Annotated in this window: 6 protein-coding genes; 1 reads left to right on the top strand and 5 read right to left on the bottom strand. The window is 71.9% G+C overall.

The window, feature by feature from the left end; all coding sequences use genetic code 11:
- Positions 1 to 652: 652 nt before the first annotated feature.
- From ppc to LPA41_RS19545, 5 genes are all read right to left on the bottom strand, one after another.
- Entirely contained in the window at positions 653 to 3,448 is a 2,796-nt protein-coding gene (gene ppc, locus LPA41_RS19565) for a phosphoenolpyruvate carboxylase (protein ID WP_229072077.1), read from the bottom strand.
- Positions 3,449 to 3,573: 125 nt separating this feature from the next.
- Complete coding sequence (locus tag LPA41_RS19560; RefSeq protein WP_229072076.1) at positions 3,574 to 4,590, bottom strand: glycoside hydrolase family 6 protein; 1,017 nt, start codon at positions 4,588 to 4,590, stop codon at positions 3,574 to 3,576.
- On the bottom strand, positions 4,590 to 6,500 hold the full coding sequence (locus tag LPA41_RS19555; protein ID WP_229072075.1) for a galactose oxidase early set domain-containing protein: 1,911 nt from the start codon (positions 6,498 to 6,500) through the stop codon (positions 4,590 to 4,592). The genes LPA41_RS19560 and LPA41_RS19555 overlap by 1 nt, the downstream gene beginning before the upstream one ends.
- 35 nt (positions 6,501 to 6,535) lie before the next feature.
- Positions 6,536 to 8,350 carry a glycosyltransferase family 2 protein gene (locus LPA41_RS19550; protein ID WP_229072074.1) on the bottom strand — a complete coding sequence of 605 codons (1,815 nt, stop codon included), beginning with the start codon at positions 8,348 to 8,350 and terminating at the stop codon, positions 6,536 to 6,538.
- A 12-nt stretch (positions 8,351 to 8,362) separates the two neighbouring features.
- The gene (locus LPA41_RS19545) at positions 8,363 to 10,171 is read right to left on the bottom strand and encodes a hydrogenase maturation protein (RefSeq protein ID WP_229072073.1); all 1,809 of its coding nucleotides are present in this window, start codon (positions 10,169 to 10,171) and stop codon (positions 8,363 to 8,365) included.
- 190 nt (positions 10,172 to 10,361) lie between these two features.
- Here LPA41_RS19545 and mfd point away from each other — a divergent pair, with 190 nt between their 5' ends.
- Positions 10,362 to 13,982 (top strand): transcription-repair coupling factor, encoded by a 3,621-nt coding sequence (gene mfd, locus LPA41_RS19540; RefSeq protein WP_229072072.1) that lies wholly within the window; start codon positions 10,362 to 10,364, stop codon positions 13,980 to 13,982.
- Positions 13,983 to 14,014 lie beyond the last annotated feature (32 nt).

The raw sequence follows: 14,014 nt of genomic DNA, 5'->3' as shown, positions 1-14,014 counted from the left end.
TCGACGAAGGGGCACCGGGGTTCGGCTGAACCCCGGTGCCCCTTTGCGCCCCAGGCACCGACCCACCGTCCCGAACCCGAAACCGGTAGCCGCCCACCCCGAACCACCACCCCAGCCGTCACCCACCCCAGCCGTCACCCACCCCAGCCGTCACCCACCCCAGCCGTCACCCACGGCTGTCGCGCGTCCGGTTTGTGCAGCGCTGAGTGACGGCCGGGTGTGTGGAGGCGGGGGCGGCTGTCACTCACGGCTGTCGGCCGTCCGGTTTGTCCAGCCCTGAGTGACGGCCGGGTGTGTGGACGTGGGGGCGGCTGTCACTCGCGGCTGTCGCGCGTCTGGTTTGTCCAGCCGTGGGTGACAGCTGGGTGTGTGGAGGCGGGGCGGCTGTCACTCGCGGCTGTCGCGCGTCTGGTTTGTCCAGCCCTGTGTGACAGCTGGAGGTGTGGGTGCGGGGGTGGCTGTCACTCACGGCTGTTGGGTGTCCGGTTTGTTCAGCCGTGAGTGACAGCTGGAGGGGTGGCTGTCGTTCACGGCTGTTGGCGCGGTCCGGGTTGTCCGGCTGGGAGTGGCGGCTGGGAGTGGCGGCTGGGAGTGGGCGGGAAGACGAACGGGGCTCCCGGCTGGACGCTGGGAGCCCCGTACTCGGAAAGGGTCAGCCGGTGTTGCGCATGCCGGCGGCGATGCCGTTGACCGTGGTGAGCAGGGCGCGTTCCAGGGCCGTCGAGTCGGACGGGCCGCGGCGGGCGCCCGGGGCGGTCGGCATCTGGCGGCCGGCCTCGCCCAGGTCGCGGTACTGGCGGAGCAGCGCCACCTGGAGGTGGTGCAGCGGCTCCAGGTAGGTGTCGCGGACGCCCAGGGTGCGGGACAGTTCGGGCTGCGAGGAGAGCAGCTCGGTGCCGCCGGTGATGGCGAGGACCTGCTGGACGGTCAGCTCGTACTCCTGCTCGATCTTGTGGAAGATCGGGTGGAGCTCTTCGGGTACGAGGGTTTCGACGTACCGGCGGGCGATCGACAGGTCGGTCTTGGCCAGCATCATCTCGACGTTCGAGAGGAATGTGCGGAAGAACTGCCAGTTCTCGTGCATGGCGTCGAGTTCGTTGCCGAGGCCGGCGGCGCGGACCGCGGCGAGGCCGGTGCCGACGCCGAACCAGCCGGGCACGATCTGCCGGGTCTGCGTCCAGCCGAACACCCACGGGATGGCCCGCAGCCCGCTCAGGCCGGCGTCGGCGTTGGGGCGCTTCGCCGGGCGGGAGCCGATGTTGAGGGCGCCGAGGAGTTCGGTCGGGGTGGCGGCCCAGAAGTAGGCGGCCAGGTCCGGGTTCTCGACGAGCGTGCGGTACTGGGTGAACGCGGCGTCCGAGGCGGTGTCCATCACGGAGTCCCAGACCTTCAGGCGTACCGGGTCGACGGAGATGCTGGTGTGCAGCAGCGTCGCCTGGAGGACCGCGGCCACGGTCAGTTCCAGGTTCTCCCGGGCCAGGGCCGGCACCGTGTACTTGTCGGAGATGACCTCGCCCTGCTCGGTGACCTTGATGGCGCCGTCGAGCGTGCCGTACGGCTGGGCCAGGATCGCCTCGTGGGTGGGGCCACCACCGCGGCCGACGGTGCCGCCCCGGCCGTGGAACAGGCGCAGCCGTACTCCGTGCCGGGCGGCCACGTCACGCAGCGACCGCTGCGCCTTGTGGATGCGCCACTGGCTGGTGGTGATGCCGGCCTCCTTGTTGGAGTCCGAGTAGCCGAGCATGACTTCCTGCACGTCACCGCGGGCGCGCACGACCTCGCGGTAGGCGGGCAGCGACAGCATCTCGTCGAGCAGGTCGCCGCCGGCGTCGAGTTCGGCGGGCGTCTCCAGCAGCGGCACGATGTTGACCCGGGCGCGGCCGGTGTGGATGTCGATCAGGCCGGCCTCGCGGGCCAGCACGGCCGCCGCGAGCACGTCGTCCACGCCCAGGGTCATCGAGATGATGTACGTCTCGACGACGTCCGGGCCGAAGCTGTCCTGTGCCTCGCGGATGGTGTTGAAGACGTCGAAGGTCTTGCGGGCCGAGTCGGTGAGCGGCGTTTCGGCGCTGGACAGCGGCCGCCGCCCGCCCAGTTCGGTGGCGAGCAGCTTGGTCCGGTCGGACCGGTCCAGCATCGCGTAGTCGTCGACCTCGCCGACCTGCGTGTACATCTGCTGCAGCACTTCGTGGTGCTTCTCGGCGTGTTCGCGGACGTCGAGGGTGGCGAGCTGCAGGCCGAAGGCGGACGCCTGCCGGATCGCGGTGGAGACCACGCCGATCGCGGACAGCTGCCCGGAGTTGCGGGCCAGCGAGGCGCGCATCAGTTCGAGGTCGGCGATCAGTTCGTCGCTGCCGAGGTAGTCGCGGCCGGGCACGTGCGTGGTGCCGTGCTGCAGGCGGGACCGGGTGTTCGCGAGCTTCGCCTTGATCGCCCGGACCTTCAGGCGGTACGGCTCCTCGGCGTTGACCCGGCGGAACCGCTGCGCGATCTCCGGCAGGTTGTCCAGGTCTTGCGCGAGGCTGGCGGAGAGGTCAAGCGAGACGCCGCGCAGCCGGCGCGAGACCGACAGCTCGTCGATCAGGTTGTCCATGGCCCGCTCGGTGGCCTGGATGCCGTGTTCGTGCTGGATCAGCAGGACGTCGCGAGTGACTGCGGGGGTGACGAACGGGTTGCCGTCCCGGTCACCGCCGATCCACGAGCCGAAGGTCAGCGGCCGCGAGGTGGGCGCGGTCTCCACGCCGAGCCGGCGCAGCGTCTCGGCCAGGTCGTCGAGCACCTGCGGGGCGGCCTCGGCGTAGAGGTCCTTGAGGTAGTAGACCGCGTTGCGGGCCTCGTCGGTCGGGTCGGGCCGGTCCAGGCGCAGTTCGTCGGTCTGCCAGAGCAGGTCGATCAGCTCGGCGAACCGCTTGGTGGAGGCCGTGGTGTCGGTGGCGCCGTAGAGGGCGGCGGCGGCGGATTCGGCGTCCAGCGAGTCGGCGACCTGGCGCAGCTTCGACAGGATCGAGCGGCGGGCGGCCTCGGTGGGGTGCGCGGTGAAGACCGGTCGCACGGCGAGGCGGCGGGCGGCCGCGGCGATCTCGTCGGTGGGCACGCCCTGCTCGGAGATCCGGGCGGCCGCCTGGTCCAGCCAGCCACCGTCGCGGGCGCGGCGGCGCCGCAGGTCACGGGCCCGGTGCACCTGCTCGGTGATGTTGGCGAGGTGGAAGTAGGTGGAGAAGGCCCGGGCCAGCTTGGTGCCGGTGGTGATGTCCATGGCGGCGAGCCGCTCGGCGGCGGCCGGCTCGTCCTGGCGGACCAGGGCGCGGATCTCCTCGACCAGGTCGAGCAGGGGCCGGCCTTCCTGGCGGGCCAGGGTCTGGCCGAGCAGCGTACCGATCCGGCGGATGTCGGCACGAAGCGCTGCGTCCGAGCCCTCTCTGTCGAGGTGGGCAGGCTGCTCTGTCATCGGGGCGCTCCTTAGAACGGATGGCTCCAGGACGGCGCTGTCCCGACTGCGCCGATCGTATCGGCGTACCCCCGACCGGGGGTGGAATGAGTCAAGAGTCTCATGCGCGCCGCGCGCGCGTGCGTTCACCTGGCGAGTGCGAAGGCGTAGGCGGGGTACCAGCGGCCGGCGGCCGGCGCCCCCGCTCCGCAGGCGCCGTCGGACTCGCCGGGGCGTTTCACCCAGAGGTACGCGTCGGCGAGCGGATGCCCGGTGAGCAGGGTCGGCGGCGTTCCGAGGCGCCGGCCGGGCGGGTTGCACCAGCGGCGTTCCCCGGCGCCCCGGCGGACCGGTCCGTTGCCGTTGCGGCTGGTGTCGACCACGAAGTGCCGGCCGCCGAGCAGACGGGACAGCTCTGTCCCGTACCGCAGGTTGTCGGCAGTGGTCTCGAAGTTGGCGACGTTGAGCGCGAAACCGTGCGCGCGCATCGCGCCGGCCTGCCGCAGTGCCGGCGCGACGCGTGCCGCCGGCAGCCAGCTGGGGTTGCCGGCGTCCAGGTAGACGCGCACGCCGGGCACGGTCCGCAGCGTCGCGACGGCCCAGCTCAGCAGCGCGAGACGCTGCCGGGCTTCGGCGCCTCGCAGGCACCCGCGCACGGCGTGCGGCACCGCGTCGGGTTCGAGGATCACCAGGGCGCGCGTGCCGCGCATCGCGAGGGCGAGGGCCGAGACCCATTTCTTGTACGCGTCAGCGGTGCGCGCACCCCCACGGGAGTGGTTGGCGCAGTCCCGCTGCGGGATGTAGTAGAGCGCCAGCACCGGCAGCCGCCCGGCCTGCGCCGCCGCGAGCACCAGCCGCCGGGCCCGGTCGGCGAACCCGGGTGTGGCGTCGGTGAACCAGGTCGCCACCGGCCGCTCGGAGATCCGCCGGATGATCGCGGCGTCGGCGGTCCGCCCGGCCCGGTCGAGCCGGCGCACGTAGACGGCGGCCGCCCCGGCCGGGTCGACGTAGAGCTGCGGGGTGCCGGTGGTGGTCGTCTCCGGCACCCGGACAGCGGGTGCCGGCTCCCGGTCGTCGAGCAGCACCCCGGCCGTCACCAGCAGCAGGCCGGCGAGGAGCGCGGCCCGGCGGCGACGGCCGGTCACCCTGAGGTGCCGGGGCATCAGCGCACCCGCACCCAGCGGGCCACCGAGGGCACGCCCTTCTCGTCCACGAGGAACAGCATGTACCAGCCGGACGGGACCAGACCGGCCTTTCGCGGCACGGTCACCCGGACGCCGCGGGCGTCGCGTTTGAGCGGCAGCGCGACGGACCGCTGGTCGGTGTCCGTGACGTGGGTGACGGAGCTGGGCTTGAGCAGCCGTGCCGAGGCGATCCGGGTGGCGTCGGGGGTGCTGAACCGGGCGGTCGCGCCGCGGGTGACTTCGGCGGGGCCGCCGGTGACGGCCGGGCGCGGGCCCTGGAACAGGTACGGCGGGCTGAACACCTCGATCCGCTGCTCGAACGTGCCGGCGTTCTTCCCGGTCCGGTCGTAGAGCGGGTCACCGCCCATGGTGATCACCCGGCCGTCGGGCAGCAGGATGGCTTCGGCGTGGTAGTTGCGGCCGACCGTGGAGTCGGCCGTGGCGACGAACGCGTTCTGCGACGGCTGGTAGATCTGCGAGTTGAACAGGTCGCTGCGCGGCCGGCCGCGGTACATCCCGCCGCGGTACCCGGAGGAGCCGCCGGTGGTGAGGACGGTGTCGTCGGGCAGCAGCACCGTGGACAGGTAACGGGCCGGCCGGGGCAGGTCCGGGCCGGGACGGTAGGCCGGCGACTTCTGGTCCAGGTCGATGATGTCGGTCCGGCGGGTGGACTCCTCGGAGTCGCCGATCCCGCCGCCCCCGAAGATCATCACTTTCTGGTCCTGTGCGGGCGGCAGCAGCACCGACGAACTGGTCTCGGTCATCCGCGGGTCACGCAGGCCGGGCACCTCCCGGAACCGGTTGCGTCCGACATCCCAGATCCCGGGCGTACGCCCCTCGGTGTCCGAGCCGTAGCCGGCGTTGGAGCCGGAGTAGAAGACCTTCCCGTCGGCCATCAGGTGCAGGCTGGGATAGGTGGGGAAGTAGCGCTTCAGCTCGGGCGCGGCCACCCAGCGTTTCTCGTCGGTCAGGTACCGCTCGTTGCGGCCGGGCAGGATCCGGCCGAACTCGTCGAGGCCGGAGACCGCGATCACGTCGCCGCCGGTCAGCCCGATCAGGGTCGGGTACCACCGGTGGTCGCGCAGGTCGCCGGTGCGCACGTAACGTTCCCGGACCGGGTCGAACTCGTACGACGTCTTGTCGCCGCCGTACTCCTGCTTCTCCCGCGTGATCTTGTCCGCGACGCCGTACAGGTTGCGGGCGTCCGGGCCGGTCAGGCCCTCGATCGTGTACTGCGCGGGCTTGCGCACCACCGCGCGGTCGCCCTTGACCGCGGCGTCCACCCAGACCTCGGCCTCGCCGGCGTGCACCATCGTGTGGGTGCCGTGGGTGACCTTCCGGGCCGCCGGCACGGTCACCTTCGTCCGGGTGCGGTAGACCAGGCCGGCCGCGGAGACGAAGGCGGTGCCCTTCGCGAACTCGCGGGGCGGGCCGTCCGGCGACTCGTTCTTCAGCTTCATCACCCCGGCCGCGCGCTCGATCTCGCTCTCCAGGACCTCGTACGACTTCGTGCCTCCGGCCACCAGCAGGTTGCCGTCCGGCAGGAACGTGTGCCCGGCGCAGAAGACGTCCGTCGGCGTCGGCACCTCGGTGAACTTCTCGGCCGCCGGGTCGTAGAGGACGGTCCGGAACGACTTCTCCTCGAAGGCGTCCTTGTTGTTGCCGCTGCCCGCGATGATCAGCACCTTGCCGGTGTGCAGCAGCGCGGCGTGGATCGCGTTGACCCGGAACCCGTGCGGCACCGGCAGGCGCGCCCAGTGGCCGTACTTCTCCTTGTAGGACTGCCTGTTGATCTGGTACGTGTGCAGCGCCTCGGCGCCGGCCGCGACCATCGGCCGGTTCGCCACCGCGACGACGGCGAGCACCACCAGCGTGGCCAGACCGCTCACCAGACGGCGAACGACTGTGGGACGCGAGCGGGGCTTCATGCGGACATTTCCTTTCGACGGGCGGCCGATCCGCGCCGGCCGGTCAGCCAGATGAGGGTCGGTGCGAGACAGATGACGAGGTTGAGGGCGGGCCAGGCGTACATGGCCGGGTCGACGTGGCCGAGGAACGGCGCGACGGCCAGCAGCGTGGCGTAGAACGCGGCCCAGCGGAGGCCGGGCCCGAACGTGGCGAACCGGTCCGGGCTGGCCGAGTCGCCCTTGGGTGTGACGACGAAACCGGCCCGCCGGCGCAGCAGCGCGCGCAGGAACGACGAGACGTAGACCGGGGTGCACAGGGTGGACGCGAGCATCCCGGCCAGGCCGGACGATCCGGAGCCCTCGTGCGGGCTCACGTTGTGCCGCCGGTTGAACAGGTAAAGCCCGATCTGGAACAGCGCGGCGTCCACATAGAGCATCAGCCAGACCTGGTGCGGTACTTGGACGCCCTTCGCGCCGAGCAGCAGGAAGCAGGCCGCGTTCAGGGCGCCGAGCAGCCAGGCCGCGGCGGTCAGCGGGTAGTACGACATCAGCAGCGCGTAGTGCAGGGCCCGGGCCGGTCCGAGTCGCCAGGCCAGCCCGGCGAAGCGGCGCACCACCACCTCGTCGGTCCCCTGCGACCAGCGTTGCTGCTGCGTGAAGTAGTCGGTCCAGGCGGACGGTCCCTCGCCGACGGCCAGCACGTCCGGCGTGTAGACGGACTGCCAGCGCCGGCCGGTCGCCGGGTTGCGGCTCGCGTGGATCCGCAGGCTCGTCGCCATGTCCTCGGTGATCGAGTCCTGCAGGCCGCCGATCGAGCGCAGGGCGGAGATGCGTACCGCGTTGTTCGTGCCGACCAGCATCGCGATGCCGCGCCGGTTGCCGGCACGCTGGAGCAGTGAGTGGAACAGGTACTGCTGTGACTCGGCCCAGCGGGTGACCAGGTTGTCGTAGTTGCCGTAGATCTGCGGGCCGATCACGAACGCCACGTCCGGGTCGCGGAAGTAGCCGAGCAGCCGTTCGCAGAAGTTCGGCAGCGGGACGTGGTCCGGGTCGACCGAGACGAACACGTCGTAGGAGTCGCCGTGCGCGTCCAGCCAGGCGTTGTAGTTGCCGTGCTTGGTCTTCGCCTTGAACGTGCCGGTCCGGGTGTTGTACTCGTCGCGGCCGCGCCGGCTGAAGTGCCGCACCCCGAGCCGCTTGCACATCAGCTTGACCACCGGGTCGTCACCCTCGTCGAGCAGCCACACGTCGAACTGCCCGCCGTAGCGGATCTTCCGGGCCGCCCGCAGGGTCTTCTCCACCATCGAGATCGGCTCCTTGCCGGGCACGATCGTGGTGAGGAACGCGACGCGTGTCCCGGTGTCCGGCACGACCGGCGCCGGATCGCGGGCCCAGAGCGTGGACAGGCACAGCGTCACGACGTTGACGAGCCGGAACAGCTCGATCGTCGCGGTCGCGCCGATCATGAACAGGGTCGCGACGTAGAGCACGGTGTGCAGCCGCCGGTCGGGCAGTTCGATCGAGGTGACCAGCCAGCCGAAGAACGTGCTCTCGAACGCGAAGGCGAACAGGGTGATGAGCACCGTCCCGATCGGACGGCTGCGGGAGAGCCGGCGCATCCGGACCCGGTGCTCGCCGTCCGGCGGCGTCGCGGCGGGACCGGCGAGCACGCTGTACGCGCTGTACTCATACTGCGCCGGCAGCAGCAGCGTGCTGCCGAGTTCGTCGCCCGGCATCACGGCGCGGCCGGTCGGCGGGCGCTGCGGCGGGATGATCTGGGTTTTGGCCTGGTCGGGGGCAGGGGGAGTCGCCCCGGATCCCGGGGTGTGCATCACACTCATGGATCAGGCCGACACCGGGAACGCGGGCCGCAAGGACGGACGCCGGGCACCGGTCGGTCCCGCGTTGGCCATCCGGGACCGCGGCGGCGGCACCATCGCGGCGTTCGCGGCGAACAGCAGGTGCCGCGGTGTCTCCGCCGGCCGGATCTTGCGGACGAACGCGCGGCGGGCGGCGGCGAAGCCCGACCGGTCGGCGTACATGTCCGCACTCATCTCGGCGAGCTCGCGTGTCTCGTACACGTCCAGGGGCATCCGTTCGGCGGCGAGCCGCCTCGCTTTGGCCGCGCGCCGCTTGCGCGCGGTGCGCACGTCACCGTGCTGTTCGGCCAGGGCGGAGAGCCATTGGGCGTACGCCTCCGGATGGCGCGGCCCGACCTCGTCGACCAGGCCGAGCCGGACGGCCTGGGCCGTGTTCACCGGCAGCCGGTCGTCGAGCAGCCGGTGCGCCACGTCCGTGCCGACCCGCCGGGGGAGCGTGAACGTGTGCAGCTCGGAGCCGGACAACCCGATGTCGTAGTACGGGTTGAGCACGATCCCGTCCCGGGCGGCGACGACGTCGGCGCCGAGCCCCAGCATGACCCCACCGGCGCCGGCGTTGCCCGAGTACGCGGCCACGACGACCTGCCGGGTGCACGTGATGATCTCGCGGCACACGTCGTTGATGGCCCGGATCGCCGCCCACGCGGCGCCGGCCGGGTCGGCCGAGCCCTCGATCACGTTGAGGTGGATGCCGTTGCTGAACGCCTCGGTGCCGCCGTGCAGCACCAGCACCCGGGTGTCCTGCGCGACCGCGTGGCGCAGGCCGGCGAGCAGCCGCCGCGAGTGCCCGGGCGCCATCGCGCCGTTGTAGAAGTCGAAGTGCAACCACCCGACCGCGCCGGTGCGCCGGTACCTGACCTGCCGGTACGCGTCCGGCGCCGCGGGCTCGTCGGTGGCGCCGAGCGGCGAGTGCGGCACACCGCGCAGCCGGTCGCCGAGCACCGTGGTGGCCGGCAGTTTGATCCCGTCGTCGCCGGCCGGCCGCAGCTGCCCGACCCAGAGGCTGCCGTCGCCGGTCGCCACGAGCACCGCTCCCTGCCGGCGGGCCAGGATCGTGCCGGGCCGGGCGCCGCGGGCCGATCCGGGGTGCGCGCCGCAGGCCGATCCGGGGTGCGCGTCGTAGGCGTACACCTCCAGCCCGCCCACCGTGGTGAGCACGCCCGGCGCACCGTCGGCGGCCCGCAACCGGCGCAGGATCCTCTCGCCCGGCTCGGTCCAGTCGAAGGCGCGGTCGGCCTGGCGCATCATCGGCCGGGCCCGCGCGCCGGGTGCCTCGGCCCGGGCCTGCTCCGCCGGGACCGGGGTGAACCCGGGGTCCTGCGCCTTGCGCACCACGTCGAGGACGCACTCCAGGGCGGCGTCCGCGACCGGGCCGGCGTAGAGCGCCGACTTGCGCGGCGGCACCGCGGGCATGCCGAAGGTGCGGGTCGCCCAGATCGGCCCGGCGTCCAGCTCCTCCACGGCCTGCAACGCGGTCACGCCCCAGATCGGCGCGGCCTCGGTGATCGCCCAGTCCAGTGAGGACCCGCCGCGGTCACCGACCGGTCCCGGGTGCACGATCACGGTCCGCCAGTGCTGCCACACCTCGGCCGGCACCCGATGGATCAGATACGGACAGAGAATCAACTCCGGGTCGGCCGCGCGCACCCCGTCCACGACGGCACGACCGCTGGTTGCGAGCAACACGCCGACGTCGTGCCCCGCTTCACGCAGGGCGCACCAGACACGCTGGCTCAGGCCGTTGAACGCCGACACGAGCAGCAGGATCCGCACGTTGCCTCCCCCTTGGCACGAGAACAAGGAGGCACTCTGCTCGACCCGCCACCTCCCATGTCGGACATGCTGTGCGATAAGGCGTGCGTTCTACGGAACTGTCGGCGTGTCGGACTAAGCTGGAGGTCGTCACCCCCCGCCCCCTGGGCGTCCGGGGTCGTTCGTCATGCCCTCAGGGGGGTTCACACCCATGCAACTCGCCGGTCTGATTCCTGCCGCGCTGCGAGACCGCGGCCTGGCCCGCGCGCGCGACCTGGCTCGCCAGAGCTTCGTCGACTCGGACTCGCTGGACCTCACCGCTCCGGTCTCGCTGCGCCCGTTCGTGGTCGCGACGGTCGCCGGTGCCACCGCCACCGGCGGCGCGCAGCGGCCCGTGCTCGCCGTCACCGCGACCTCCCGCGAGGCCGACGACCTGGCCGACGCGCTCGGCTGCCTGATCGACGCCGACCGGGTCGCGGTCTACCCGTCCTGGGAGACGCTGCCGCACGAGCGGCTCTCGCCCCGCTCCGACACCGTCGGCAAGCGGCTCGCCGTGCTGCGCCGCCTCGCCCACCCCGGCGAGCACCCGCTGCAGGTGGTCGTCGCGCCGGTCCGCTCGCTGCTGCAACCGCAGCTCAAGGGCCTCGGCGACCTGGAGCCGGTGGAGTTGGTCAGCGGCGGCGGCGCCGAGTTGGAGCAGGTCGCCCGGCGGCTGTCCGACATGGCGTACGCGCGGGTCGACCTGGTCACCAAGCGCGGCGAGTTCGCGGTCCGCGGCGGCATCCTGGACGTCTTCCCGCCCACCGACGAACACCCGTCCCGGGTCGAGTTCTGGGGCGACGACGTCGAGGAGATCCGCACCTTCTCGGTCGCCGACCAGCGCACCATCGACAAGGTCGACCGGCTCTGGGCGCCGCCCTGCCGGGAGCTGCTGCTCACCCCCGACGTGCGCGCCAAGGCGGCCGAACTGGCCGGGCAGCACCCGGAGCTGGCCGAGATCCTGGACAAGCTGGCCGAGGGCATCCCCGTCGAAGGCATGGAGTCGCTGGCCCCGGCGCTGCTCACCGGCACCGACAGCATGGAGCTGCTGATCGACTGCATGCCGGCGGGCACCCACGTGCTGCTCTGCGACCCGGAACGGATCCGGACCCGGGCCCACGACCTCACCCGCACCTCGGACGAGTTCCTGGAAGCGTCCTGGGCCGCGGCCGCCGTCGGCGGGCAGGCGCCCATCGACGTCGGCGCGGTCGCCTTCCGCGGGCTCGGCGACGTGCGCGCGCACGCCGCGGTCCTGAAGCAGCCGTGGTGGACCCTGTCGCCGTTCGGCCTGGCCGACGCCGACACCACCGGGTCCGAGGCGCTGCCGTGGGAGGACGCGTCGGCGGTGGAGGTCTCGCCGGACGCCGGCGACGCGATCGCCCTGGCGGCGCAGCCGGTGCCGCTCTACCACGGCGACACCGCGCGGCTCGCCGGCGACCTCGCCGACTGGGCCAAGTCCGGCTGGGCGATCGCGCTGGTCTTCGAGGGCAAGGGCACCGCGCAGCGGGCCACCGAGCTGCTCCGGGACGCGGGCCTCGGCGTCACGCCGGTCGACGCGATCACCGAGCCGATCGAGGACGGCCAGCTGCTGGTGACCTGCGGCGGGCTGAACCACGGCTTCGTCGACGAGGCGTCCCGGCTTGCCGTGATCACCGGCAACGACATCTCCGGCGGCCGCGGCGCGTCCACGAAGGACATGCGCAAGATGCCGGCCCGGCGGCGCAACACGATCGACCCGCTGGAGCTCAAGACCGGCGACTTCGTGGTGCACGAGCAGCACGGCATCGGCCGCTACATCGAGCTGGTGCAGCGCACGGTCAACGGTGCCGACCGGGAATACCTGGTGATCGAGTACGCGCCGTCCAAGCGCGGCCAGCCCGGCGACCGCCTGTTCGTGCCGACCGACCAGCTGGACCAGCTCTCGCGATATGTGGGCGGTGAGCAGCCGACGCTGCACAAGATGGGCGGCTCCGACTGGCAGAAGAGCAAGGCGCGGGCCCGCAAGGCGGTCAAGGAGATCGCCGCCCAGCTCATCCAGCTGTACGCGGCCCGCCAGGCTTCCCAGGGCTACGCGTTCGGGCCGGACACCCCGTGGCAGCGCGAGCTGGAGGACGCGTTCCCCTACACCGAGACGCCCGACCAGCTGGCCGCGATCCACGAGGTCAAGGACGACATGCAGAAACCGGTCCCGATGGACAGGCTGATCTGTGGCGACGTCGGTTACGGCAAGACCGAGATCGCGGTGCGGGCGGCGTTCAAGGCGGTGCAGGACGGCAAGCAGGTGGCCGTGCTGGTGCCCACCACGCTGCTCGCCCAGCAGCACTTCAACACGTTCACCGAGCGGATGAGCCAGTTCCCGGTGCAGATCAAGCAGCTGTCCCGGTTCCAGACGCCGAAGGAGACCGCCCTGACGCTGGAGGGGGCCGCCGGCGGCACTGTCGACATCGTGATCGGCACGCACCGGCTGCTCGCCAAGTCCACCCGCTTCAAGAACCTCGGCCTGATCATCGTGGACGAGGAGCAGCGGTTCGGCGTCGAGCACAAGGAGCAGCTCAAGGCGCTGCGGGCCTCGGTGGACGTGCTCACCATGTCGGCCACGCCGATCCCGCGGACCCTGGAGATGGCGATCACCGGCATCCGGGAGATGTCCACCATCGCGACCCCGCCGGAGGAGCGGCACCCGGTGCTCACCTACGTCGGGGCGTACGACGAGAAGCAGGTGGCCGCCGCCATTCACCGGGAACTGCTCCGCGACGGTCAGGTCTTCTACCTGCACAACCGGGTCGAGTCGATCGACCGCGCGGCCCGCAAGCTGCGTGAGCTGGTCCCCGAGGCCCGGGTGGCGGTGGCGCACGGCCAGATGAGCGAGGAGCAGCTGGAGAAGGTGATGGTCGGCTTCTGGGAGAAGGAGTTCGACGTCCTGGTCTGCACCACGATCGTCGAGTCCGGCATCGACATCCCGAACGCCAACACGCTGATCCTGGAACGCGCCGACCTGCTGGGCCTGGCGCAGCTGCACCAGATCCGCGGCCGGGTCGGCCGCGGTCGCGAGCGGGCGTACGCGTACTTCCTCTACCCCCGGGAGAAGCCGCTCACCGAGCACGCCCACGAGCGGCTCGCCACCATCGCCCAGCACACCGAGCTCGGCGCCGGGATGTACGTGGCGATGAAGGACCTGGAGATCCGGGGCGCCGGCAACCTGCTCGGCGGCGAGCAGTCCGGCCACATCGAGGGCGTCGGCTTCGACCTCTACGTGCGCATGGTCGGCGAGGCCGTGCAGGCGTTCAAGGGCGAGCGCCCCGAGGAGGAGCCCGAGGTCAAGATCGATCTGCCGATCGACGCGCACCTGCCCACCGAGTACATCGCGGTCGAACGTCTCCGCCTGGAGATGTACCGCAAGCTCGCCGAGGCACGTGACGAGAACCGGCTCGCCGAGGTCGTCGCCGAGATGACTGACCGGTACGGTGAGCCGCCCGCCCCGGTGACGAACCTGATCGCGGTGGCCCGGTTCCGCCAGCTGGCCCGGGCCTACGGCCTGACCGACGTCTCGATGCAGGGCAAGCACATCAGGTTCGCCCCGCTGCCGCTGCCCGACTCGAAGCAGATGCGGCTCAAGCGCTACCACCCGGACTCGGTCTACAAGCCGGCCACCGACCAGGTCAGCGTGCCCCGGCCCAGCACCCGCCGGGTGGGTGGCGAGCCACTGCGTGACCAGGCTCTGCTCGACTGGTGCGCGCAACTGCTGAAAGACGTCCTCGGCGAGGTGCCGGCCGCGGTGCCGGCGACACGCTGAGGGGTAGGCGACCTAGATCACATTGCGCATGA

The sequence above is a fragment of the Actinoplanes sp. DH11 genome, from assembly GCF_020873875.1.
In the GTDB taxonomy this organism is placed as follows: domain Bacteria; phylum Actinomycetota; class Actinomycetes; order Mycobacteriales; family Micromonosporaceae; genus Actinoplanes.
This window is presented reverse-complemented; position numbering and strand designations above follow the sequence as displayed.